General features: G+C 61.8%; 20 protein-coding genes and 1 pseudogene. 11 read left to right on the top strand and 10 right to left on the bottom strand.

Annotation, left to right across the window (positions count from 1 at the left end; all coding sequences use genetic code 11):
- Positions 1–73 precede the first annotated feature (73 nt).
- Positions 74–283: a Fe-S cluster assembly protein IscX gene (gene iscX, locus ACSHSS_RS12200; RefSeq protein WP_006408177.1), complete on the top strand. Its 210-nt coding sequence runs from the start codon at positions 74–76 to the stop codon at positions 281–283.
- Positions 284–388: 105 nt separating this feature from the next.
- On the opposite strand, the gene ACSHSS_RS12195 is transcribed toward iscX, so the two are convergent.
- From ACSHSS_RS12195 to ACSHSS_RS12175, 5 genes are all read right to left on the bottom strand, one after another.
- Positions 389–1,111 (bottom strand): glycine zipper 2TM domain-containing protein, encoded by a 723-nt coding sequence (locus ACSHSS_RS12195; RefSeq protein ID WP_445545025.1) that lies wholly within the window; start codon positions 1,109–1,111, stop codon positions 389–391.
- Between the two features lie 359 nt (positions 1,112–1,470).
- A complete protein-coding gene (lysS, locus tag ACSHSS_RS12190; RefSeq protein WP_445545024.1) occupies positions 1,471–2,997 on the bottom strand; it encodes a lysine--tRNA ligase in 1,527 nt (508 codons plus the stop codon).
- A 71-nt stretch (positions 2,998–3,068) separates the two neighbouring features.
- A protein-coding gene (gene prfB / locus ACSHSS_RS12185; RefSeq protein ID WP_100085614.1) for a peptide chain release factor 2 occupies positions 3,069–4,173 on the bottom strand; the annotation gives its coding sequence in 2 pieces (ribosomal slippage) (positions 3,069–4,091 and positions 4,093–4,173; 1,104 coding nt in all).
- A gap of 135 nt (positions 4,174–4,308) precedes the next feature.
- Positions 4,309–6,006 carry a single-stranded-DNA-specific exonuclease RecJ gene (recJ, locus tag ACSHSS_RS12180; protein ID WP_039334591.1) on the bottom strand — a complete coding sequence of 566 codons (1,698 nt, stop codon included), beginning with the start codon at positions 6,004–6,006 and terminating at the stop codon, positions 4,309–4,311.
- Positions 6,007–6,022: 16 nt separating this feature from the next.
- A complete protein-coding gene (locus ACSHSS_RS12175) occupies positions 6,023–7,087 on the bottom strand; it encodes a regulator (RefSeq protein ID WP_369717657.1) in 1,065 nt (354 codons plus the stop codon).
- Between the two features lie 164 nt (positions 7,088–7,251).
- Between ACSHSS_RS12175 and ACSHSS_RS12170 the strand changes: the two genes are divergently transcribed.
- The 8 genes and pseudogenes from ACSHSS_RS12170 to ACSHSS_RS12135 all read left to right on the top strand — a co-directional run bounded on the left by ACSHSS_RS12170 (position 7,252) and on the right by ACSHSS_RS12135 (position 15,529).
- Positions 7,252–8,505: a lipoprotein-releasing ABC transporter permease subunit gene (locus ACSHSS_RS12170; protein ID WP_006401942.1), complete on the top strand. Its 1,254-nt coding sequence runs from the start codon at positions 7,252–7,254 to the stop codon at positions 8,503–8,505.
- A 55-nt stretch (positions 8,506–8,560) separates the two neighbouring features.
- A complete protein-coding gene (lolD, locus tag ACSHSS_RS12165) occupies positions 8,561–9,256 on the top strand; it encodes a lipoprotein-releasing ABC transporter ATP-binding protein LolD (protein ID WP_006401941.1) in 696 nt (231 codons plus the stop codon).
- 79 nt (positions 9,257–9,335) lie between these two features.
- Positions 9,336–10,124 (top strand): TatD family hydrolase, encoded by a 789-nt coding sequence (locus tag ACSHSS_RS12160; RefSeq protein WP_217061395.1) that lies wholly within the window; start codon positions 9,336–9,338, stop codon positions 10,122–10,124.
- A 57-nt stretch (positions 10,125–10,181) separates the two neighbouring features.
- A pseudogene (locus tag ACSHSS_RS12155) lies at positions 10,182–10,979 on the top strand (ComEC/Rec2 family competence protein); the annotation flags it as partial.
- A 41-nt stretch (positions 10,980–11,020) separates the two neighbouring features.
- Complete coding sequence (locus tag ACSHSS_RS12150; RefSeq protein WP_445545023.1) at positions 11,021–12,895, top strand: recombinase family protein; 1,875 nt, start codon at positions 11,021–11,023, stop codon at positions 12,893–12,895.
- 267 nt (positions 12,896–13,162) lie between these two features.
- Positions 13,163–13,648, top strand: coding sequence for a hypothetical protein (locus ACSHSS_RS12145; RefSeq protein WP_445545022.1), 486 nt, complete (start codon positions 13,163–13,165; stop codon positions 13,646–13,648).
- Positions 13,626–14,639: a ComEC/Rec2 family competence protein gene (locus ACSHSS_RS12140; protein WP_445545021.1), complete on the top strand. Its 1,014-nt coding sequence runs from the start codon at positions 13,626–13,628 to the stop codon at positions 14,637–14,639. The genes ACSHSS_RS12145 and ACSHSS_RS12140 overlap by 23 nt, the downstream gene beginning before the upstream one ends.
- Positions 14,640–14,677: 38 nt before the next feature.
- On the top strand, positions 14,678–15,529 hold the full coding sequence (locus tag ACSHSS_RS12135; RefSeq protein WP_445545020.1) for a ComEC/Rec2 family competence protein: 852 nt from the start codon (positions 14,678–14,680) through the stop codon (positions 15,527–15,529).
- A gap of 203 nt (positions 15,530–15,732) precedes the next feature.
- Here the strand turns inward: ACSHSS_RS12135 and ACSHSS_RS12130 are convergent, their stop codons facing one another.
- From ACSHSS_RS12130 to ACSHSS_RS12120, 3 genes are all read right to left on the bottom strand, one after another.
- Complete coding sequence (locus ACSHSS_RS12130; protein ID WP_445545019.1) at positions 15,733–16,224, bottom strand: YbjN domain-containing protein; 492 nt, start codon at positions 16,222–16,224, stop codon at positions 15,733–15,735.
- A gap of 467 nt (positions 16,225–16,691) precedes the next feature.
- Complete coding sequence (locus ACSHSS_RS12125) at positions 16,692–18,659, bottom strand: hypothetical protein (protein ID WP_445545018.1); 1,968 nt, start codon at positions 18,657–18,659, stop codon at positions 16,692–16,694.
- Positions 18,660–18,773: 114 nt separating this feature from the next.
- Positions 18,774–19,556 carry a lysozyme inhibitor LprI family protein gene (locus tag ACSHSS_RS12120; RefSeq protein WP_212164887.1) on the bottom strand — a complete coding sequence of 261 codons (783 nt, stop codon included), beginning with the start codon at positions 19,554–19,556 and terminating at the stop codon, positions 18,774–18,776.
- An 80-nt stretch (positions 19,557–19,636) separates the two neighbouring features.
- Here ACSHSS_RS12120 and ACSHSS_RS12115 point away from each other — a divergent pair, with 80 nt between their 5' ends.
- Positions 19,637–19,879: a helix-turn-helix domain-containing protein gene (locus ACSHSS_RS12115; protein WP_011402588.1), complete on the top strand. Its 243-nt coding sequence runs from the start codon at positions 19,637–19,639 to the stop codon at positions 19,877–19,879.
- Positions 19,880–19,941: 62 nt separating this feature from the next.
- Here the strand turns inward: ACSHSS_RS12115 and ACSHSS_RS12110 are convergent, their stop codons facing one another.
- Entirely contained in the window at positions 19,942–20,592 is a 651-nt protein-coding gene (locus tag ACSHSS_RS12110) for a recombinase family protein (RefSeq protein ID WP_212164886.1), read from the bottom strand.
- Between the two features lie 257 nt (positions 20,593–20,849).
- Here ACSHSS_RS12110 and ACSHSS_RS12105 point away from each other — a divergent pair, with 257 nt between their 5' ends.
- On the top strand, positions 20,850–21,773 hold the full coding sequence (locus ACSHSS_RS12105; protein WP_212164885.1) for a hypothetical protein: 924 nt from the start codon (positions 20,850–20,852) through the stop codon (positions 21,771–21,773).
- Positions 21,774–22,929: 1,156 nt separating this feature from the next.
- Here the strand turns inward: ACSHSS_RS12105 and ACSHSS_RS12100 are convergent.
- Positions 22,930–23,649: a hypothetical protein gene (locus tag ACSHSS_RS12100; RefSeq protein ID WP_445545017.1), complete on the bottom strand. Its 720-nt coding sequence runs from the start codon at positions 23,647–23,649 to the stop codon at positions 22,930–22,932.
- Positions 23,650–23,671 lie beyond the last annotated feature (22 nt).

The raw sequence follows: 23,671 nt of genomic DNA, 5'->3' as shown, positions 1-23,671 counted from the left end.
ACGGACGGACGGGCGGGGCGACAAGGCGGCCTGTCTGCCGGGCCGGCCCGCCATCGATACGGGAGAGCAGGCCATGAAATGGACCGATTCGCGCGAAATCGCGATCGCGCTTGCAGACAAGCATCCGGATGTCGATCCGCAGCGGATCAATTTCGTCGACCTGCGCGCGTGGGTGATCGCGCTCGACGGCTTCGACGACGATCCGAACCGCTCCGGCGAGAAAATCCTCGAAGCGATCCAGGCGCACTGGATCGACGAATCGGACTTCGACGACGAAGACTGACGTCCCCTGCGCTTCGCGCAAAAAGAGACGGCTCGTGACCTGCGTCACGAGCCGTTTTTTATTGCCGCTGCGCGTAGCCGCCCGCCGTGCGGGCGAGCGCGACGATCATGCGCCGACCAGCGTGCCGTTCTCGACGCGTACGCGCTGACCCTGGCCGAACGGCGGCGGATTGCGGTACGTGAACGTGCGCGTCGCGCCGTTCTCCATCTGCACTTGCACCTGATAGTCGGTTTCCGCGCGAACCTGCTTCTCGACCTGGTTGCCGGCGAGACCGCCGCCGAGCGCGCCGATGATCGTCATCGCGGTGCGGCCGTTGCCGTGCCCGAACTGGTTGCCGAGCAGGCCGCCCGCGGCGGCGCCGCCGATCGCGCCGATGCCCGAGCTCTGGCCGGCCGTACGCGTCTGCGTGATCGCGACGACCGTGCCGCACGACTGGCAGTACGCGGCCTGCGCGGGCGCGGACGGCTGCTGTGCATACTGCGGCGGCTGCTGCGGCGGCGTATGGCGACGATGGACCGGGCGCGGCGCCGGCTTCGGCTCGGGCTGAGCGGCCGCGGCCTTGTGCTGCGCGGCCTGTTCGGCCGCCTGCTGCTGCGCCTGCGCGGCGAGCGCGGCGCTTGCGGCCGCCGCCGTATCGACGGCCGGCTGCGAGGCGATCAGCGCGGCCTGGGTCTGCCCGTTCTGCTCGCCGGTACTGTTCGCTTTCGGGAATACGCCCGTGATCGCGGCCGTTGCCGCGAGACTCGCGACGATCACGGCACCCGCGGCCGTGGCGATCAGCGGATGAAGGCGTTGCTTTTGCGGTGTGGTCTGATTCTGATTGTCCATTTTGGCTCTCCGAGGGTCGATCCGCGTACGCAGCAGCGCTGAAGCGGATCCCACGCGTCGGGATCGATCGGACGCGGCGTGCATGCCGCCGTGCCGGCCCCGTTGCAATGCGTGGTGACGCATCCGGAGTGTCGTCCACGCGCAAACGGCGTGCCGTATCAAGGTGTAACGAATTGCAGCGGTCGCGCCTGTCTGGCGGGGCGGCGAAGGAGAGGGTGGCCGGGCGCGCGCGGCGCCGGTGAAGCGAATAAAACGGGGGAGGATCGACAGCCGGCCCGTATCGGCCGGCAGGATTTACGCGCCGTTACAAAGCTGACGCGCGTGCGCCGCAGCGGCGGCGCACGCAAGCGCGCGAACTGTCAGTCTTCGCGACGCAGGTGCGGGAACAGCAGCACGTCGCGGATCGTCGGGCTGTCGGTCAGCAGCATGACCAGACGGTCGATGCCGATCCCGCAGCCGCCGGTCGGCGGCATCCCGTATTCGAGCGCGCGGATATAGTCGGCGTCGAAGTACATCGCTTCCTCGTCGCCCGCGTCCTTCTGCTCGACCTGCTTCTTGAAGCGCGCGGCCTGATCTTCCGGATCGTTCAGCTCCGAGAAGCCGTTCGCGATCTCGCGGCCGGTGATGAACAGCTCGAAGCGCTCGGTGATGCCCGGCACCGTGTCCGATGCGCGCGCGAGCGGCGACACTTCGACCGGGTAGTCGATGATGAACGTCGGTTCCCACAGCTGCGATTCGGCCGTTTCCTCGAACAGCGCGAGCTGCAGCGCGCCGATGCCGGCGTTCAGGAACGCGGGCTGTGTGACGTCGACGCCGAGGCGCTTCAGTTCGCTGCGCAGATACGGATCGTCGGACAACTGACCGTCGGTGTACTGCGGCGCGTACTTCTGGATCGCCTGCGTGATCGTGAGCCGATGGAACGGCTTCGCGAGATCGAGCTCGCGGCCCTGGTACTGGATCGTCGCGGTGCCGAGCGCATCGATCGCGGCCTGGCGGATCAGCTGCTCGGTGAAGTCCATCAGCCAGCGATAGTCGGTGTACGCGGCGTAGAACTCCATCATCGTGAATTCCGGGTTGTGGCGCGGCGACACGCCTTCGTTCCGGAAATTGCGGTTGATCTCGAACACGCGCTCGAAGCCGCCGACGATCAGCCGCTTCAGGTACAGCTCCGGCGCGATGCGCAGGAACATCTGCATGTCGAGCGCATTGTGATGCGTGACGAACGGCTTCGCCGCGGCGCCGCCCGGAATCGGGTGCAGCATCGGCGTCTCGACTTCCATGAACTCGGCATCGCTCATGAACTTGCGGATCGACGCGATCGTCTTCGTGCGCGCACGGAACGTGTCGCGCGTCTCCGGCGTGACGATCAGGTCGACGTAGCGCTGCCGATAGCGCATTTCCTGGTCGGACAGGCCGTGGAACTTGTCGGGCAGCGGACGCAGCGCCTTCGACAGCAGCCGCAGCTCCGTGCACTTGACCGACAGCTCGCCCTTGTTGGTGCGGAACAGCACGCCGCGCGCGGCGACGATGTCGCCGAGGTCCCACTTCTTGAATGCGTCGTAGGTTTCGGCGCCGACGTCGTTCGGCGTCACGAAGAACTGGATCTGGCCCGAACCGTCCTGCACGGTCGCAAAGCTCGCCTTGCCCATCACGCGCTTGAGCATCATCCGGCCGGCGATCGCGACCTCGAACGGATTCGCTTCGAGCGCTTCCTTGTCCGACTCGGCGAATTTCGCCTGCAGCTCGGCTGCGCGGTGCGTCGGGCGGAAGTCGTTCGGATAGGCGACGCCTTGCTCGCGCAAGGCGCGGAGCTTGTCGCGGCGTTCGGCGATGATCTGGTTTTCGTCCGCCGCGACGGCGGGCTGCGTTTGGGTCGGTTCGGTCATGATGGTCGGAATTCGGAATGGTGCGGCAACGCAAGCGGGAAGGGCGGCGCGGCCGGGCCGCGCCGCGGCGCTTACACGCCCTGTTTGAGGCTCGCGCTGATGAAGTCGTCGAGATCGCCGTCGAGCACCGCCTTCGTGTTGCTCATTTCGACGTTCGTACGCAGATCCTTCACGCGGCTCTGGTCGAGCACGTACGAGCGGATCTGGTGACCCCAGCCCACGTCGGTCTTGCTCGATTCGAGCTTGTCCTGCTCGGCCTGGCGCTTGCGCAGCTCGGCTTCGTACAGGCGCGACTTCAGCATCGCCATCGCTTCCGCGCGGTTGCGGTGCTGCGAGCGGTCGTTCTGGCACTGCACGACGATGCCGGTCGGCATGTGCGTGATCCGCACCGCCGAGTCCGTCTTGTTGATGTGCTGGCCGCCCGCGCCCGATGCGCGGTACGTGTCGATCCGCAGGTCGGCCGGGTTGATCTCGACTTCGATCGAGTCGTCGATTTCCGGATAGACGAACACCGACGAGAACGACGTGTGACGGCCGCCCGACGAATCGAACGGCGACTTGCGCACGAGCCGGTGGATGCCGGTTTCGGTGCGCAGATAGCCGTATGCGTATTCGCCCGACACCTTGATCGTCGCGTTCTTGATGCCGGCGACGTCGCCGTCGGATTCTTCGAGCACTTCGGCCTTGAAGCCCTTGCGCTCGCAGTAGCGCAGGTACTGGCGCAGCAGCATCGACGCCCAGTCGCAGGCTTCGGTGCCGCCTGCGCCGGCCTGGATATCGATGAAGCAGTTGTTCGGGTCGGCCGGGTTCGAGAACATCCGGCGGAATTCGATGTCGGCGACGCGCGCTTCCAGCTTCGCGGCGTCTTCTTCGGAGGCGATGAGCGTGTCCTCGTCGCCTTCCTCGCGTGCAAGCTCGAACAGGTCGAGCGCGTCGCGCAGGTCGTTATCGAGTTCGGTGAGCGTCGTGACGACGCCTTCGAGCAGCTTCTTTTCGCGGCCGAGCGCCTGGGCGTTCTTCGAATCGTTCCAGACGTTCGGGTCTTCGAGTTCCTTGTTGACTTCGGTCAGACGCGCTGCTTTGGCGTCGTAGTCAAAGATACCCCCGAAGCTCGCCCGCGCGCGTGCGCAGGTCGAGCAGGGAGCTTTCGATCGCGTTGAGACGTTCCGCTTCCATGATCGTTTCGCTTTTCGTGCTTCGTAAAAAAGCGGAATTATAGCCGATCGGCAGAGGCTCCCGGTGGCGCCGATCGAATCCAGGCGGCCGCGGCGGCCCCGTCCGGCGCGGCATCGCGCCAGGCGGCGGCGCCCGTCACGCGCTCGCGTGCTCGACGATCAGTTGCACGCGCGTGACGCCGTTCCACGTGTCGGCGACGAGCCGATACGCGAGCAGCGCGCTCGCCGGCAGCGGCTCGGTGCGGTTGAACCAGATCGCGTTGAAGCGCTGGCGCCCGCGCGCGAGCTGCAGCTTCAGGTGCTTGTCCTTCACGAGGCTTTGCGACACGACGTCGAACTCGCCCGAGAAAAGCGGGGCCGGAAAGCCCTGGCCCCAGACCGCCTCGTCGAGCAGGCCGACGAACTGCGGCGTGAAGTACGCGTCCTCGAGTTCGCCGTCGGTTTCGATCACGCGCGCGAGTGCGTCGTCGGACAGCCATTCGCGCGCGACGGCCTCGAACGCGGCCGCGAAGCGCGGCACGTTGTCGGTGTCGAGCGTGACGCCGGCCGCCATCGCGTGGCCGCCGAACGCGACGAGCAGGTCCGGCTCGCGCTTCGAGACGAGGTCGAGCGCATCGCGCAGATGGAAGCCCGGAATCGATCGTCCGGAGCCCTTCACGCGCGTGCCGTGCTCGTCCGCGTGCGCGAACGTGAACGACGGGCGGTGGAACTTCTCCTTGAGCCGGCCGGCGACGATGCCGATCACGCCCTGGTGCCATTCGGGATTGAACAGCGTGATCGAGCACGCATCGGCCGGATCGACATCGGCGAGATCGGCGAGCGCCTGCTGCTGCATGCCGGCCTCGATCTCGCGCCGTTCGCGGTTCATCGTGTCGAGCTGCTGCGCGAGCGCCCACGCGCGGCCGATGTCGTCGGTGATCAGGCATTCGATGCCGAGCGACATGTCGGACAGCCGGCCGGCCGCGTTCAGCCGCGGGCCGAGGCCGAAGCCGAGATCGAAGCCCGACGCGGTGCGTGCGTCGCGGCCCGCCGCGCGGAACAGCGCGGCGATGCCCGGCTGCATGCGGCCGTTGCGGATGCGCTGCAGCCCCTGCGCGACGAGCACGCGGTTGTTGCCGTCGAGCCGCACGACGTCGGCGACGGTGCCGAGCGCGACGAGGTCGAGCAGCCCGTCGAGGCGCGGCTCGGCGGCCTTGCTCGCGAATGCGCCGCGGCGGCGCAGCTCGGCGCGCAGCGCGAGCAACACGTAGAACATCACGCCGACGCCCGCGATGTGCTTGCTCGGAAACGCGCAGCCGGGCTGGTTCGGGTTCACGATCGCGCGCGCGGGCGGCAGTGCGTCGCCGGGCAGGTGGTGGTCGGTCACGAGCACGTCGATGCCGCGTGCGTTCGCCGCTTCGACGCCGGCGACGCTCGCGATGCCGTTGTCGACGGTGATCAGCAGGTCGGGCTTGCGCGCGGCGGCCAGCTCGACGATTTCGGGCGTGAGTCCGTAGCCGTATTCGAAGCGGTTCGGCACCAGGTAGTCGATCTGCGCGCCGAACATGCGCAGCCCGCGCACCGCCACCGCGCAGGCGGTCGCGCCGTCGCAGTCGTAGTCGGCGACGACGAGCAGGCGCCGCTTCTCGGCGATCGCGTCGGCGAGCAGCGCGGCGGCGTCGGCGCAGCCTTTCAGTTCGGTCGGCGGGACGAGGCGCGCGAGCGCCGTCTCGATGTCGGCGGGCGATTGCACGCCGCGCGACGCGTACAGGCGCGCGAGCACCGGATGCAGGCCGTGGCGCGCGAGCGCTTCGGCGTCGGCGGGCGCGACGGGGCGGGTAACGATGCGGGTCATTCGGTATCGGTGGAGCTTATTCGAACAGGGAGGCGAGCGCGCGGCGGCGCCAGAACTTGCGCAAGGCGCCGCGCGTCGCGCGCAGCGTGGCCGAGCTCGTGTCGCCGCACAGCGTGACGTCGATGCCGGCCAGTTCGCCGCGCTGCAGGGCGGCGAGCGCCGGCGCGAACCAGTCGCGCTCGAGCGCGGCGAGCGCATCGTGCCAGCGTGCCCAGTCCTGTTCGATAAACGGGGTAGTGAGGGGCGTCAGCTCGACGAGCGTCGCGCCCTCGGCGGCCGGCAGCGCATCGAATGCGCGCGGCGGCACGCCGGTGTCGACGCCGGCCGCGCGCGCGAGGCCGAGCGCGGCCGGCGACGCGGACAGCACGCGCGCGAACGGCTTGCCGACCGGTTTCAGCGTGCCCTGTGCGTGGAACCAGATCGAATTGACGGCGGGCAGCCCGCGCGCTTCGCGCGCTTCGTTGACGGGATGCTGGAACCACGCCATCTGCACTTCGTTCTGCAGCTTCATCCACATCCGCGAGCGCTCGCCGGTGTGCGCCTCGTGCGGCAGCCAGATCTCGATGTTGCGGCCGCTCGCGCGCAGCGGCGCCGCGCCGGCCAGATGCGCGAGCTGATCGCTCGACAGATACCAGCGCGCGGGCGTCGGCGCTTCGACGCGCACGCCGAGCTCCTCGATCAGCGGCCGTGCGACGGCGAGCAGCGCGGCGGCGTCGCCGTCGTCGAGCGCGAGCGCGGCCGGGTCGACGAGGACCAGATGGTCGTGCGCGATTTCGACGTGAACGGGCTCGACGCAGGCCCACGGCTGCGTGCCGGGCTCGCCGCCGTCGGCGAGCAGCATGTAGGGCGCGAGCGGCGCCTCGTCGGCGGCGCTGCCGTGCGTCGCGCCGAACTGGCGCGCCAGCCAGCGCTCGTGCGGCAGCGTGCGCTGGAAGTCCTCGCCGGCCACGCGCTCGACGACGCTCGCGCGCGCGAGCAACTTTTCGAGCGCGGGACTGTCCAGCGTGTGCAGGGACGAGGCCGCATCGGCCGCCGACGGCAGCGCGAACGGAACGAGAAAATGGAGGCGTCGGTCGTGCATGATGCTGCGCATTGTATGGCAAACTGCGCGCGTGATCGGGCCGGCCGACGGCCCGATCGCGTCCGGCGGCCGTTTTTCGACTCGCGTCCGCGGCCGGCGGCGTTGCCGCCGCAGCGCGCCGCGCGCCGGCCGCCCTCCCGCCGTAACCAGCAGAAAGGATTCGCTTGAAACTTCCGTACGAATGGCAAATCGGCTGGCGCTACACGCGCGCCGGCAAACGCACGACCGGCAACGGCTTCATTTCCTTCATCGCGCTCGTCTCGATGCTCGGGATCGCGCTCGGCGTCGCCGCGCTGATCGTCGTGCTGTCGGTGATGAACGGCTTCCAGAAGGAAGTGCGCGACCGCATGCTGTCGGTGCTCGCGCACGTCGAGATTTTCTCGCCGACGGGTTCGATGCCCGACTGGCAGCTGACCGCGCAGGAAGCGCGCCGCAATCCGTCGGTGATCGGCGCCGCGCCGTATGTCGAAGCGCAGGCGCTGCTCACGCGCCAGGACGCCGTGAGCGGCGTGATGCTGCGCGGCATCGAGCCGTCGCTCGAACCGCAGGTGTCGGACATCGGCAAGGACATGAAGGCCGGGCAACTGAGCGCGCTGGTGCCGGGCCAGTTCGGCATCGTGCTCGGCGACGCGCTCGCGGGCAATCTCGGCGTGACCGTCGGCGACAAGATCACGCTCGTCGCGCCCGAAGGTTCGATCACGCCGGCCGGGATGATGCCGCGGCTCAAGCAGTTCACGGTCGTCGGCGTGTTCGAGTCCGGCCACTACGAATACGACAGCACGCTCGCGATGATCGACATCCGCGACGCCGAGGCGCTGTTCCGGATGTCCGCGCCGACCGGCGTACGGCTGCGGCTCAAGGACATGCAGAAGGCGCCGCAGGTCGCCCTCGAGCTGTCGCATACGCTGTCGGGCAGCCTCTACATCCGCGACTGGACGCAGCAGAACAAGACCTGGTTCTCGGCCGTGCAGATCGAGAAGCGGATGATGTTCATCATCCTCACGCTGATCATCGCGGTGGCCGCGTTCAACCTCGTGTCGTCGCTCGTGATGACGGTCACGAACAAGCAGGCCGACATCGCAATCCTGCGCACGCTCGGCGCGCAGCCCGGCTCGATCATGAAGATCTTCGTCGTGCAGGGCGTGACGATCGGCTTCGTCGGCACGGCGTCGGGCGTCGCGCTCGGCTGCCTGATCGCGTGGAGCATTCCGTGGCTGATCCCGATGATCGAGCATCTGTTCGGCGTGCAGTTCCTGCCGCCGTCCGTGTATTTCATCAGCGAGCTGCCGTCCGAGCTCGTCGCGAGCGACGTGATCAAGATCGGCCTGATCGCGTTCGCGCTGTCGGCGGTCGCGACGCTCTACCCGAGCTGGCGCGGCGCGAAGGTGAAGCCGGCGGAGGCGCTGCGCTATGAATGATCACGCCACCGCCTTCGCGGATTCACGACAACACCTCAAACAGGATTCGGCAGGTATGCAGGAATACGTGCTTCAGGCGCGCGGCATCACGAAAGCGTTCGTGCAGGGCGGCTTCAACGTGCAGGTGCTCAACAACACGGAGCTCGCGGTGCGGCGCGGCGAGAAGCTTGCGGTGGTCGGCGCCTCGGGCTCCGGCAAGAGCACGCTGCTGCACGTGCTGGGCGGCCTCGACGAGCCGAGCGCGGGCGAGGTGTCGCTGCTCGGCAAGCCGTTTACGCAACTGGCCGAACGTGAACGCAACGATCTGCGTAACCGCGCGCTCGGCTTCGTGTATCAGTTTCACCATCTGCTGCCGGAATTCAGCGCGCTCGACAACGTCGCGATGCCGCTGCGCATCCGCCGGATGACGACCGAAGACGCACGCGAGCAGGCACGCGCGATGCTCGAACGCGTCGGGCTCGGCCCGCGCGCGAAGCATCGGCCCGGCGAGCTGTCGGGCGGCGAGCGGCAGCGCGTCGCGATCGCGCGCGCGCTGGTGACGAAGCCGGCCTGCGTGCTGGCCGACGAGCCGACCGGCAACCTCGACGGCACGACGGCCGACACGGTGTTCAACCTGATGCTCGAGTTGTCCGAGACGCTCGACACGAGCTTCGTGATCGTCACGCACGATCCGGAGCTTGCCGCGCGCTGCGACCGCACGATGCGGCTGCGCGACGGCGTGCTGCACGAGGAGCCGGCGCTGCCGGTGTAAACGACGAACGCCCGCGTGCCGGGCCTGCCGCGTGCGGCTCGGCGCGGCGGCGCGGCGCACGGGATGCAGGAGTGCCGACATGTGGATCGACACGCATTGTCATCTCGATGCCGCCGAATTCGACGGCGACCGCGATGCGGTCGCGCACGCGGCCCGCACGGCCGGCGTGTCGCGCATCGTGATTCCGAGCGTCGGGCGCGACAATTTCACGACCGTGCGCGAGCTCGCGCACCGCACGCCGGGCGCCGTCTATGCGCTCGGCATTCATCCGCTGTTTACGCCGCAAGCGCGCGACGAGGATCTCGATCGGCTGCGCATGGAGATCGAGGCGAGCATCGACGATCCGCGCTTCGTCGCAATCGGCGAAATCGGCCTCGACTATTTCGTGCCGGGCCTCGACGAGGACCGGCAGCAGTTCTTCTATCAGGGGCAACTGCGGCTCGCGCGCGAATTCGACCTGCCGGTGCTGTGCCATGTCCGCAAGTCGCAGGATCGCGTGCTCGCGGGCCTGCGGCGCGCGGGCGTGCGGCGCGGCATCGCGCATGCGTTCAACGGCAGCTTCCAGCAGGCCGAAGCGTATCTCGCCCATGGCCTGCATCTCGGTTTCGGCGGCAACGTGACGTTCGAGCGCGCGCGGCAGATCCGCCGGCTCGCAACGCAGTTGCCGCTCGACGCGATCGTCGTCGAGACCGACGCGCCCGACATCGCGCCCGAATGGGCATACAAGTCGCGCAACACGCCCGACCAGATTCCGCGCATCGGCGACGTGCTCGCCGAACTGCGCGGCATCGATGCGCAGGCGCTGTCCCTATCCACTTCGGCTAACGCGCTCGCCGCGCTGCCGCGCCTCGCGCTTTCGTCCGCATAATCGTTGCCGCAGGGCGTCGCATGCGCAAGCGCGGCGCCGGTTCGGCAAGGAGGCGGGATGCGCGGGTGGTGGATGGCGTTTGCGCTCGGCGTCGTTGTGCTGCAGCGGCAGGCGGCATTGCCCGGCGCGCGCATGTGGGTGGCCGGCGCGGCGGTGCTGGCCGTCTGCGCGGCGCTGTACCTGGCACGTCGGCGCTGGCCGCGTTGCGCGAAGGGCGTGCCGGGATGGGCACTGTGTGCGGTCGCGGCGTGCGTGTCGGGGTTCGGCTACGCGGCCGCGCGCGCCGAATGGCGGCTGCGCGACGTGCTGCCGGTCGAATGGGAGCGGCGCGACATCGTCGTGACGGGCGTGATCCGCGGGCTGCCGATCGTCGACGAAACGGGTGCGCGGCTGCTGTTCGCGGTCGAGTCGAACGACGCGCGGCTCGCGCGGTTCCCGCCGCTGATCCGTCTGTCGTGGCGAAACGATCGCGCGCCGGCCGCGCCCGCGGCGGTGCCCGACTTTCGCGCCGCGCAGCGCTGGCAGTTCGTCGTACGCCTGAAGCGCCCGCACGCCGAGGCGAATCCCGGCGTGCGCGACGCCGAGGCCGCGTGGCTGGCGGCCGGCATTCGCGCGATCGGCTACGTGAGCGCGCCGTCGCGCGCGGTGCTGATCGATGCGCGTGCATCGGGCTGGCGTGCGTCCGTCGATCGGCTACGCGACATATTGCGTGCACGCATCGCCGCGGTGCTCGGTGACGACGCGCGACATCGCGGGATCGTCGCCGCGCTCGCGATCGGCGATCAGTCGGCAATCGGCGACGACGACTGGCGCGTGCTGCGCGATACCGGCACGAGTCATCTGGTCGCCATTTCATGGTGATGAACACATATCCTGACTGGTAGAATTCCGCGACCGTGGAACACCGTGATGGACTGCCCTTGCCGACCGCATACTCCTACATCCGTTTCTCTACCCCCGAACAGAAGAAGGGGGACTCGCTGCGCCGTCAGACAGAACTGTCCGAACGGTACGCCCGCGAACATGGCCTGACGCTGGACACGTCGCTGCACCTACAGGACCTTGGCGTATCGGCGTTCGATGGGTCCAACGTCACACGCGGCGCACTTGGCGGATTCCTGAAAGCGGTCGATGAAGAGCGTGTCGTCCCGGGCTCTTACCTTCTTATCGAATCGCTCGACCGGCTGTCTCGGGACCGCGTGATAGAAGCACTGAACCTTTTCCTGTCCATCCTAAACAGGGGAATCACCATTGTTACCCTGTCCGATGGAAAGGTGTACAGCCCCGGCATCGACAATCCGACCGATCTCATCGTGTCAATCACGATCATGACGCGTGCGCACGACGAATCGCTAACGAAGAGCCGACGACTTAAAGCTGCATGGATGAACAAACGCTCTCGACTGCAAGAGAAAAAGCTGACCGCACGGTGCCCGCTTTGGATGGAACTGAACGACGACAGGACCCGGTTCGAATTCATTCCCGCACGCGCGTCCGTCGTCCGAGAGATCATCTCTCTAGCGAAAAACGGAATGGGACAGACCATCATCGCCAAGACGTTGAACTCCCGCTCCGTGCCAAGTTTCTCCGGCAACCCGAAGGGCTGGCATCCGAGCTACATTCAAAAAATATTGACATCGAAGGCCCTATACGGTGAGTACCAACCGGGCATATTCGAGAATGGCCGCGTGATTCCACACGGCGAACCCGTGGTTGACTACTATCCGGCGCTCATCACCCGGGACGAGTTCTACTCTCTGCAAGCCTACCGGTCGCAGAACGCGGTCGGCGGCGGTAAGGCCAGAAAGGGCGAAACGATACCTAACCTGTTGAGCGGTCTGCTTCGATGCGGATATTGTGGGAATCCGATGGTTATCGCGGGTGCGGCGGCAAAGCGGATTCGAAGCGCAGACGGCAAGGAAGTGATGCGGCCACCGAAGAAGGTTCTAGTCTGCGATGGCGGCAGGCGCGGTTTGGGGTGCTACGCTGTTCAGTGGGGCCACAAGGACTTCGAGACAAGTTTTCTCTCCTTCACCCGTGGGATCGAGTTCGAAAGGATATTGACGGACGTGCGATCCGGGCACGAAGAGAGTCGCGATCTGACGCTTGATGAAAGAATACGCAGCATCGAAGCCGAAATATCGGCGAAGGACGCTCGTATCAAGAATCTGATGGTCGCAATCGAAGAAGGAAATGCCCCGGCTTCGTTGGTGGATAGAATCCGCTCGCTGGAAGAAGAAGTGACCGAACTCACGCGCACGAAGGTACAGCTGTCAACCGAACTGAACCTGCACCGTGCTGCACACCAAGAACTGACATCGGCAGCGAAGACCGCGCGATCGATGATCGACACAATGGAATCAATGACGAACGATGAACTATTCCGTGTCAGGGCGGCGCTCGCGGCTCAGTTCAGAAGGACCATCGCATCGGTTACGCTGTACCCTGCCGGAAGACTGTTCACGCACGAACAGGTGGAAAGACAGCGGGCGTCACTGATCGATGCCGGTTTGGTCGCGGGTCAGGTGGATCGATACGTGGCCGAAACGTATCCCACCGAACCGAGAAGACAGGGACGCGGAAATCGTGGTCGCTACGCATCTAGGAAGGACATCGGCAGATTCTTCGCCATCGAAACTGTCAACGGCGGGTTCCGCGTTGTCTATCCCGATTTCGATGATCCTTCCACCGCACGGATCGTGGCCGGTCTTGACGAAACCCCGGTGTTTGCTGTCCATCCAGAAGGACGGTTGTCGCTGGCGACGCACTGACGGTAGCTGTTTGAGCGGCAGGATCGCCCACATGATGACTACGACGCGCCGTCTCGGGCATCACGGCTTGGCGATTTGAAGCGGTACTACCATCCGTCCGCTTGCGAGTCGGCACGGAAGCTAGATGTCGTTGTCGGCCCGCTACGGACCAGTGGACGCAGCAGCACGGCGGGCCGTTGCACTATTGCTTGCACTGCTCACCGTGAAGGATTCCTGCGACAATATGACGAATCGGGCCGAGCCAGCCTTTTCGCCAAAGGGGTCGTGGTGTTCTATCTCATTATTTTGTATCTGTTGGTGGTCAGCGCAGCCTGCGGTGCGGGAGTCGCGGAAATTTTTCTTGGCGCATTGCCATCTCACTACGAACCGCTGCGTATCGCCTTGTCGTGCTGCGCAACCGCTTGTATAGGCGGTTGCCTGTATTGCCTTCGCGCCGTGTATCTCAATAAATGCGTCCGAAAAAGTTGGGATGCAGACTGGCACACATGGTATTTCCTGCGTCCTATTGCCAGCTTCATATGCGGCGGGGCCAGCTTCCTTTTTCTGAAGGCTGGTTTGTTGGTTTTGGAATCAAATACGAAGGAAAACGCCAGCGAAATCGGATTTTATGCGCTGGCTTTCGTTGCAGGTTTGAACGTTGATAAATTCGTTGCCAAGATTGAAGGTGTTGCATACGCTGTCTGGGGAATAGAAAAATCACGATCCGCATCTGCGGCAACCGGGGGGAATAATGGCGAAGGTTCACATAATTAATGTCTCGCCGGGTGACTGTACAGTTATACAGCATAATACCGGACGGGTAACTGGTATCGACATCTGCTGCGGGAATCTTGAAGTGAGACAGCGGGCCGTCGAACTTGAAACCCGGGCGACAGGTTTGTTGGGCTTGTTGAAAGAAGGTGGTAGCGGCAACTACAGGATGTGTGAGCGACCGTCCAATCCGATTAACTATATACAGACCCACAACATCGGAAGACTTTGGCGTTTTATCGTCACGCACCCGGATATGGATCATATGGACGGGCTGGCGAATCTAAAGAAGAAGGTTGGATTTAACAATTTCTGGGATACTGGTGCCCGTCGAGAAAAACCCGATTTCGAAAACTTCTTTCGCTACAGTGAAGATGATTGGAACCTTTACGACGACCTAATAAAAGGGCGTGCGAACGATGTGATTGTTCTAGAAAAGCTCGCGGGTGCTAGGTTTTCATATGCAAATAAGGAAGGCACTGATGGCGGTGGATCGGATGGGCTGTACATTCTTGCGCCCAACAAGGAGCTTCTCTGCGATCCCAATGAAAATGACGACATAAACGAAGCGTCATATGTATTGCAATACAAAAGTGATGCGGGGAATATGGTGTTCCCGGGCGATGCGCATGACGCATCATGGGAATTCGTGATGAACACCACCGCGAATGCCGATCTTAAAGAAAGCTGCTCGTTTTTACTTGCGCCGCATCACGGGCGCCATTCTGATCGGTCCTACGATTTTCTCGATTTCTTAAAACCCAAACTGACCGTGCTCGGTTGTTCGCCAAGCAAGTATATCGAATACGATCAATGGTACAGGCGGGACCTTGAAATCCTTACGAGCAATCAGGCCGGGAACATCGTGCTTGAAACGGGTGATGGATACTACGACGTTTATATCGAGAATGACGAATTTTCGCGCACCCATGGTGGACTTCTCTCTGTACGGAATTCACAGGGATTCAGCTTCTACAAAAGGGTGACTGTTTAAGCGGGTTGCGCCAATAGCACGCAGAGACGGGGAAGAAAATGAGCCTTGATGCGTTTCTTCAAATATTCGATGTGGATCATGGTCAGTGCGCCTTGCTCACTGTATTTCATTCCACAGGCGCGCGCAGGGTGCTAATCGACTGCGGCCACTCCGTCGATTTCAAAGGTGGTCCGTGGTATCCGGGCCGACACCTTCGCAATTTGGGTGTGGACTATATCGATTTGTTAGTGTGCACCAACTACGATGAAGATCATGCGTCTGGCTTCCCCGATCTAGAACGTCAGGGCATCACCATCGGCTGTATTCTGGGTAACCCGACCGTGGCACCGGAAACGATCGTCCAACTGAAAACAGCGGACGGCATGGGTGACGGCATACGGGCAATCGCCAACACGCTCGCGGTGCGTAGACAAATAGGATGGGCGCAAACGCCGCCGATCATACCCGGTGTGAATCTGACGTGGACGTGGAATCCGTACCCCCACTTTGACGACGAGAACAACCTGAGCTTGGTGGCGACCTTCAACATTCTGGGGTTCAATTTCATGTTTCCGGGGGACATGGAGACCAATGGATTTAACCACTTGTTGAATACGTGCCCGCCATTCCGCCAGACTGTCGCAGGAGTCCATGTGCTGGTAGCGGCGCATCATGGCAGGTCCAACGGCATTTGCCGTGCTATGTTCGATATGCACGGCTGCAATCCGCAACTGGTTGTGATTTCCGACGACTACAAACAGTACGATACGCAGGAAACGACGAGCTACTACGCGCAGAAGGTGCGGGGGATACCATGGTTCCGAGAACAGGGACGGCGGTACGTTCTGACGACGCGTAGCGACAGTGAAATCAGGTTTTCCTTCCAGAACGGTCAGTGCACCGCGTGGTGATGCATCGGACGTAAGTGGGGCGGCGGCGGAGATCGGGACGAGTTGCGGACCTAGAACTCGGCCCATCTCGGGAAAATGCTGCCGCTTCGATTCACTGCCAAATTAGGGTTCGGGGTCCGGGTACAGCCAGTCATTCATTCAGCCTAGCTGACGAGTATCGCGGTGGCGGACAGGACTCAGCGTGACATCCCGGTCTTGACATTTCAATGCAGAAGCTCGCCACCGGTCGGCCCTGATCCCCTGTCGGCCACGGCGGGAACCGTTGTCGGCGCACCGAAATCGATCAAGCCGTCGCCGTTGTACGTCTCGACTACGAATTCCAGCAGCGACGCAAACCTGTTCACGATGGACATGAAGTTCCCGGCAATCAATCCACCGCCGCCATACGGCAAGGCGTAGGAAACAGACAGGTCTTGGTCCGAGTCGATGGTGAAGACGGGAAGGAACACGTCTTCGTTGAGACGCCGCGCCAGTGCGTGCTTCTGGTCGATTGGGGCTTGTCGTGCCAGTGGCAAGTATGTGGCGAACCTGATGAATTTTCGCTCCGGGATCAAGAACACGCGGAAGGCGATCCCGTTCCCTGTCCGCAAGCGGATGACATCAGGCTGTACGTCGTAGGGCACCACGCCGCTATCGCGGAGATGGGCGTCAAGGACTTCGATAGAAACTGCGGATTCTTCAAGGATTTTCGTCAATAGGCGCTCCTGATAGGGAACAAGGACTGGCCTGCTCGCCAGAACACAACGACCAGAATGTGAAATCCGCCGATGAACGGGGGTTGCAAGCGACGAGCTATTACTTCGGACCGACCGTCCTGAAGGCGCAATATGCGACCGCCACGAAGACCACCGCTGCCAAAAATGCAGCGGCCTTCCAAGAAGCCTTACTCATGGCTCCCGCAGTCGCTGCATCTTTCGCTTCCCCGTTGGCGGCTAGGATCGTGCTGCCGCAGTGTTTGCAGCGTGTCGCAGAATCCTGAATCTCTTCATAGCAGTAATAGCACTTTCTCACTCGTCAGCCCCGGAATATCGTCATATGGATTCGTGCCCCGCATAGCCGTGTGCGGCGTGTGCCGAGTTCATTAATTTACCGCAAGCGGACTTCCTTCTGGATGATGGACTGAAGAAAAGAAGGCGGGCGATGCGCCCGCCCATCGATCCTGTCAGTCGATGTACTTCCAGATGTTGTAATACACGGTCTGCCCCACGTTCCATGTAAGTTCCGCAAGGCGTCCGCCACCGGATTGAAGCGCGGGGAACTGGCACCCCGAACACTGTTGAACGCCGAACTGGTCCACACCAGCCGTCACCATGGACGAATACTGGCCCGAAGTAGCGAACGTTGCCGGTCCGGGCCACCACCCATCGACTTCACCCGTCGTCACACCCGTACCCGGCACGGCCTGAACCTGCGTTCTCGAAACCAGCGGCGCGATGTTCTGGTTGTTGACAAGATTCGACCACGACAGACCAACGGACGGCTGCGCACCGGCCAGCGAACCATTCGGGTTCAGGAAGTTGTTCTGCACACTGGTAGCGAGCGTTTGCCATGCGACGCCCGCACCCGATGCCGCACTGATGGGCGGCGTCGTGTTGACGACGCTCATCGGCTGGCCGATCTGCGTTCCGGTCGAATCGTAGAACGTGACCGTGTAGGTCGCGAACTGCGGCACGGTGGACAGATCGACTGGCGATGGCGCATAGAACCCACGTCTGCCGGTCGGCGGGGTGTAGGTGCCAGTTGCGCCCGGAAGGGCTTGCCACGACCACCGATAAAGGTTCGTATTCGAACCCGACGTGACGCCACCCGTAGGTACGCCGGTCTGCACGGTCGATGTCAGTGCCAACGTGCTGTTACCCGATGCCGCACGCGGCACCAGATACAGCGTGCCGTTGATACCGGGACCCGTCACTGATGCGGACGCGAGATTCGCCGGATTCGGACCACCGACCGGGATGCTGATGTTCAGGCCCGCTTCGTATCGGTTGTACGACGCGTCATTGGTATCAAGGAACTGCCAGCGGCTCAGATACGACCAGATGTTGACGTTGTACTGCTGCTGGTTGCCGATGATGTCCCACGCCCCACCAGACGTTTGCTGGACCACGGTCACTTCCGTACCCGCCACGCCACCGCTCGTCGTGTACGGGATCGAGACGAGTGCTTCTTGAACACCACCAGTGCCGGTGAAGAATTCAAGGGTCTGCGGCGTGCCGATGGTCACGCCCGATGCGGCGAGCTTCGGATGCGCAGTCGCGAACGTCGTGAAGCCATTATCCTTGTAGTTGGCGTCAATGGCATTCGAACAGACCGACGACGTTCCGCCAAGACACTGCGTCAGTGCCGTCATCACTTGCGACAGGTACGTGGCTGATGCAGGCGGCGCGGCCAGCGGTGTCGATACCGAAGTCGATTGGTTCAGGGAAATGCCGTTCGACGGTGCAGCGGACGAGATGATCTGGGTTCCACCGGTCGGCGCGGGCACCACCTGAACCGCATCGATCACCGCGTCCGCACCCGTCTGGTTCGCCGTGAACGCAGTCCCCACCGGGTTGAACGATGCAGCAGTCAAGCCGTTGGCGGGCAGGATGTTGGACAAGGCCGTATTGAGCTTCGCGATAGCAGCCGACACCGAAGAAGTCTGCGCCAGCGACGACAGGCTACCGCTGCCAGTCAGTTCCAGCGGATTACCGCTGGTCGTCAGCAGTGCCGCCACTGCGGTCGTCAAGGTTGTGACGTTCCCGACCACTGGTGCGCTCGTACCAGTGGGGATGCTGGCGACAACCGAAGCCAAGGTCGGATGCACGTCAGTGGGATCGGATGCAACGACCAGCAACGGTGCAGTCAACCCCGACAGCGAGATCGAGTAATTGCCCGATGCGTCACTGGTTGTCGCGACGCTCTTGCCAGTCGCATCGATCACCGTGATGTTCGCCCCGACGACGCTACCACCCACGGCTACAGTTCCCGCCATTGCAGTCGGTGTCGCATTGCTGGTCGTACCGCTGGTCGTGCTGCTGTCCGAACTGCCACCACCGCACGCTGCCAGCACGAAGGCAGCCGATACCGCGACTGCCGCCGCTGCCATCCCCAAATGGATACCGCGTCCCGCTTGTTTGTTTTCGTTCATATAGGACCTTCTCGTTGTGCTACTGCCGATGAAATACAGCACCAAGCCGGGACAACGAGAGCTCGTGTCCCGAGTTGGTGCTGTATGGGATTCAGATGCCGCCGAGTGCGGCGCTTACATCGAAGAGAGACGGGCGATGCGGTCGTTCGTCACGCGAAGAAGACAGGCGGCATCTGAACACGCAATGCGCTCGTTCGCCAGCCAGTTCCGTTCATCCGCTTTCAGGGTGTTCGGGTCGCTCGACTTCGCGCGGGCAGCACTGTAGGCAGCAGCTAAGCGCCGGTCCGCATCAGCAGTCTCGGGCGTCGAACAGATCAACTTTTCGATCTTCGATGACGCCCGCGAGCAATCGAACGACGCGACGATGGCGACGGGCTGTTCAGCTTGCGCATCCGGTTTTGCATCGACTTGTGAAGAAGATTCCGATGCCGTCACCTGTTGGGCCGTGTCGCTTGTGACCGCAGTCGTGTCCGACGCGGGGATGCTGTCTTCGCTGGCCGATGGCACCGAAGCCACACTCTGCTGCGCCGATACCTTGGTCGCAGCCGATTGCACGTCCGCACTCGCTTGTGGTTTTGCCATGTTATGGGACTGTTCCACCTGTCGTGCTTGCGCACGCATAGCTGCATCATTTTGCAGCCAGTCCACCCCGTAGAGCGCACCACCGGCGAGAAGCAGAATCACGCTGACAATGCGACCTATCTTGGTTGAGACAAGCCACCAGAAGAGCGCACCAACCCCGAGTAGAACTATGCCGATGAGCTTGAAGTTTTCGATAGTCTGATCGGCTCGATGTGCCGCTTCTTCTCCTTCTCGACGGTTCCGTGCCGCCTGAAAATATGCAAGCTTCTCACGGCGAAGCCGGTCTTCTTCGTACTGCCTGACTAGATCATCCATCGGTCCCCCTTTTTGTTTCATCTACAAATACGGTACATGTACCCTAGAGATCGCCGCATCATATCGGAAAGATGCGGGGCATGCCAAATCTCAGCAGCAGCCGCCAACACCCCACTCTCGTTGCCCTTGGACGTGCGATCCGGCGCATTCGCAAGGATCGCGGTTTGTCGCAGGAACAACTGGCGCTGACCGCTGGAATCGATGTGAGCTATCTAGGGCGCGTGGAACGCGGTGACAACAATGCGTCTGTTCTCGCGTTGCATTACATCGCCGAAGCACTTGGCATGACGATGACGGCACTGATGACCGAAGCGGGCTTATGAGACAGCCGCCAGTTGCGCGGTTGCCGCTTCAACTACCCGCATGATCGTCTCGCGACTGGCCTTCATGCGCCGCGCGATTTGCGACGATCCGACCAATCAACGACCGCACATGGGACGCCATCAGGTCCCATGCCAGTCGGTTCACGTGACGGATTCACCACCGCCAGCACACTCGCCCGCGAGATGCCGTAGGTTCGTGCCAAAGCACTGATCGTTTCACCCGCCGCGTACTTCGTAATCATCTCTTCGCGCTGCGCGGGCGTCGTCTTGGATGGCCGACCAAGGGTTTTGCCTTCTGCCTTCGCACGTACCAATCCCGCTTGCGTGCGCTCCACCAGCAGCGACCGCTCCATCTCCGCAACAGCCGACAACATCGTGAGCATCAGCTTCCCGGCAGATGACCCGAGATCGAGTTTCCCAAGTTGAAGCACAATGACTTCAATCTTGCGTTCGGCCAACGTCCGCACGGTCCGCAGCACATCTTCAGCATCACGGCCAAGCCTGTCGAGACGGGAGACAACCAACGTCTCGCCATCCCTGATCTTGTCCAACATCGCGACGAACTGCGGGCGCTGCGACGCATGGGTCTTGCCGCTGATGCCTTCGTCCGTGAACCAGTAATCGACCTTGAAACCAGCGTTCTCGATTTCGAGACGCTGATTCTCGGTTGTCTGTTCCCGCGTGCTGACCCGACCGTACCCGAAGATCGCCATAGACACCCCGAAGGCGTTGAAAAAGGGTGTCAGAATATCACTTGGTGTCGGAAATAGTCAACCCTATATTTCCAACACTTCGACATGGCGTGTCCGGCGACTGTTAGGAAACGGTGGTTTAGCGACGGTCGATTGGCGATGCACAACGATGGATCGTGGAAATTCGCTTCGGGCTAGTTCGATGGCGACGGCAACTTTAGAAGCCAGTGGGAATAGGTGTATGCTTACACAGGCTGTCTATCCATACAGGGGTACGCATGCACCACTCGTTCGACAAGCGGTTAATCAGATTCGAGAACATCGAAGAAATCAGGATACGTCCAGCATTCCGGGACGAGATCGCGGCAGCGTCCGCACTTCCGAAGGAAGCTGTCGGCGTCTACCGGTTTCCAAAAGACGCACCCGAACAGTGCGGCCTGTCGAACTGTCGAACACCGCATATGAAGGGATTCGTGGTCGCGATGGAATCCGGCGAAGAAACGCTCGTCGGTGGCTATTGCGGCGCGAAGAAGATGGGGTTGGCCTTTCAGGAAGTTATCAATCGAGCGCAACTCGCCGACCGTATGCAGCGATACAGGGACACCATATCGGCTGCTGTCGGCAGAGCGGATGAATTCGATACGCGGCTTGCCGATCTGCTGGAACGACCGCGCGGTGCGAAGTGGATCGCGAAGCGCATCGCGAATTGCAACGCGACACTGCCGTCAGAAGTGAACTACCTGATTCGCCGGATGGCGCAACGACAAGAGCCTGATGTCTTTGATGCCGTTCCCATGACCGAAACGGAAATTGCGATTGCGCGTGAGACGGGCGCAATACCCAAGGGGCAGCCGGGTCCCTACTTTCGACAGGAGAAAGTAGGCATTATCGTGGGACTGGAAATCTGGCGGACCGATCTACGTCCACTGCTGATTGACGATCTTCAACAAGGCATGCGGGCCTTGAAAGCTCTCGACGTGGCGTTGATACGTTCCGAGCACACGCTGCGAAAACACGCGCAGTGGGTAGATGAAATTCAGCGAAAATTTTCGGATGCTGAACGGCTAATCGTGGCAGGACAGGAGTTCTTTGATGCAGCGAACTTGCGCCTATTGAAACGACTCAGTACGGCTGAAAGGGAAGTCAAAGGACTGGCGGGAGCAGTAGACAATCTTATCTTGCAAACCACGGCGAGTCTATAATCACCACTGTTGGCAAGGCCAGTGAGATGAATGACGAGCGATTGCCAGTGGCGGTTGATTACCAGCAGTAGTCGATTGCCGGTTGCGATGGATTTGCCACCGGTAGCCAATTGCTGATGGCAAGTGATCGGCGCTGACAGGTGATTGCCAGTGGTGGCTGATTGCCGGTGATGGTTGATTACCGGTGGTGGCTGATTACCGGTGGTGGCTGATTGCCGGTGGTGGCTGATTGCCAGTGGTGGTTGATTACCGGTGGTGGCTGATTACCGGTGGTGGCTGATTGCCAGTGGTGGTTGATTACCGGTGGTGGTTGATTACCGGTGGTGGCTAAAAATCACCAACAAGCGAAGACGAAATTCAATAACAGGGACATCCAATTTATTTCAGGTGGCGATCTCGCGTAGCGAGATGCGCGAAGCGCCAATCAGTTACCAACTAATGGCAGGGCTTGTGGTGCATTGGGATTTAACTTGTAACGCGAGTTCTTTAGTGACCTGCGCTTCGTCTTTTTCTGCTTGTTATGCGAACTAGTTACGTCTTCATTTTATCCCTTCGGGTGCTTCGTTCAAAACCCAAGTTCTTTACCGATTTGTTTTCTTCTTCTTCGACCTGTCACGTCAACTAGTTACTTCTTCATTTCCGCCCTTCGGGCGCTTCGCTTCGCTCAGGTCACAAGTTCTTTACCGACTTGTTTCCTTTTTTTCCTACTTGTCACTTCAACTAGTTGCTTCTTCATTCAGCCCTTCGGGCCTTCGCTTCGCTCAGAACACAAGTTTTTTATTGACTTGTTCTTCTTGTTCCTTGTTACTTCACTAGTTCATCCACATTTTTAAAACCCTTTATATTTAGTCATGCAAGCTTCGTGAAGGCGTCCGTTTTGTGCCAAAAAGCGGGGGTTTTGGAGCCGAGACGCGTACTTCCTGCTCCACGAAAGGTCGAAAAACCCTTTTAAGTCAATTGTTTACAGAATCCAAAAAAATAGAGCAAACACTCTAACTATAATTTGTAACAAAGCATCTTTATTAAGCATGCGCTTACAAAATGCTCAATTTTTAGGCAAAAATACCCCTGCTTGCACGGCGGCGAACGCACCAGCGACGCGAGTCGCAGGACAAAGTTGCCGCCTGTAATCACGAATCCCGCCCATTCGGCCCGGTCAGGGGGATTCTGGGGTTCTCACTCCGCCTTGCTTCTCACGGTCGTCTGCTTGTGAAACATACTGATCGGCCACAAGCCACATGCCGTCGTTCGACGGCGCTTCCGGGAAGTTCAGCGACTGTAACGGCCAAAGGTCCAGTGCCATACGAGATGCGGCTGAGATGAAGGTAGATGATTCTTTCATTTGCCGCAACGCGAATTGCCGACTTCGGCCACCGTCTTCATTCCATACGAACCAGAACCCGAACGGGAAGAATTTGAAGACGTGTCCATAGATGGTCGCACCGTTGCCACCAAAGAAACCCATCGCCGAATGCTTCATGACGACACGGCGTCGATGTGGATAGAACCAGTAGTAGACGCACAACTCTTCGGGAAGACATCGCGCCGGGTCCAGCACGTACTCCCGCAACGCGGCATCCAGTGGCGCAACCAGATCATTTGATACCACGTCGGGCACGCCGTTGGCGGCCAACAGATGTCCGGCCACGGCTCGTAGAAACCTGTTCGGCTGGTAATCGAACAATCGCGTTCGTGGTAACGACAAACGGCTGCTGGACGCCAGCTTGAAATACGTCTCGATCTGATGAACTACATCGCGTAGTGCAGGATCGTATTCGGTGCCGAGTACCGTGTTGTTGCAATAGGCACAGATGGTCCTGAAATGCGATCCACCCTGAGACATAACCTGCGTATTCCGGCGAACGTGATCACGCATTTCGGCGGATCGTGATCATGGA

It is taken from the genome of Burkholderia sp. BC1, from assembly GCF_052683555.1.
The sequence above is the reverse complement of the archived record's forward strand: the minus strand, read 5'-3'. Positions and strand labels throughout refer to the sequence as shown.

Excerpts from the sequence above, each read along its gene's own strand:
- iscX (WP_006408177.1), top strand. The coding sequence starts at position 74 with ATGAAATGGACCGATTCGCGCGAAATCGCGATCGCGCTTGCAGACAAG.
- ACSHSS_RS12195 (WP_445545025.1), bottom strand. The coding sequence starts at position 1,111 with ATGGACAATCAGAATCAGACCACACCGCAAAAGCAACGCCTTCATCCG.
- lysS (WP_445545024.1), bottom strand. The coding sequence starts at position 2,997 with ATGACCGAACCGACCCAAACGCAGCCCGCCGTCGCGGCGGACGAAAAC.
- recJ (WP_039334591.1), bottom strand. The coding sequence starts at position 6,006 with ATGACCCGCATCGTTACCCGCCCCGTCGCGCCCGCCGACGCCGAAGCG.
- ACSHSS_RS12175 (WP_369717657.1), bottom strand. The coding sequence starts at position 7,087 with ATGCACGACCGACGCCTCCATTTTCTCGTTCCGTTCGCGCTGCCGTCG.
- lolD (WP_006401941.1), top strand. The coding sequence starts at position 8,561 with ATGCAGGAATACGTGCTTCAGGCGCGCGGCATCACGAAAGCGTTCGTG.
- ACSHSS_RS12160 (WP_217061395.1), top strand. The coding sequence starts at position 9,336 with ATGTGGATCGACACGCATTGTCATCTCGATGCCGCCGAATTCGACGGC.
- ACSHSS_RS12140 (WP_445545021.1), top strand. The coding sequence starts at position 13,626 with ATGGCGAAGGTTCACATAATTAATGTCTCGCCGGGTGACTGTACAGTT.
- ACSHSS_RS12135 (WP_445545020.1), top strand. The coding sequence starts at position 14,678 with ATGAGCCTTGATGCGTTTCTTCAAATATTCGATGTGGATCATGGTCAG.
- ACSHSS_RS12125 (WP_445545018.1), bottom strand. The coding sequence starts at position 18,659 with ATGAACGAAAACAAACAAGCGGGACGCGGTATCCATTTGGGGATGGCA.
- ACSHSS_RS12120 (WP_212164887.1), bottom strand. The coding sequence starts at position 19,556 with ATGGATGATCTAGTCAGGCAGTACGAAGAAGACCGGCTTCGCCGTGAG.
- ACSHSS_RS12115 (WP_011402588.1), top strand. The coding sequence starts at position 19,637 with ATGCCAAATCTCAGCAGCAGCCGCCAACACCCCACTCTCGTTGCCCTT.
- ACSHSS_RS12110 (WP_212164886.1), bottom strand. The coding sequence starts at position 20,592 with ATGGCGATCTTCGGGTACGGTCGGGTCAGCACGCGGGAACAGACAACC.
- ACSHSS_RS12105 (WP_212164885.1), top strand. The coding sequence starts at position 20,850 with ATGCACCACTCGTTCGACAAGCGGTTAATCAGATTCGAGAACATCGAA.
- ACSHSS_RS12100 (WP_445545017.1), bottom strand. The coding sequence starts at position 23,649 with ATGCGTGATCACGTTCGCCGGAATACGCAGGTTATGTCTCAGGGTGGA.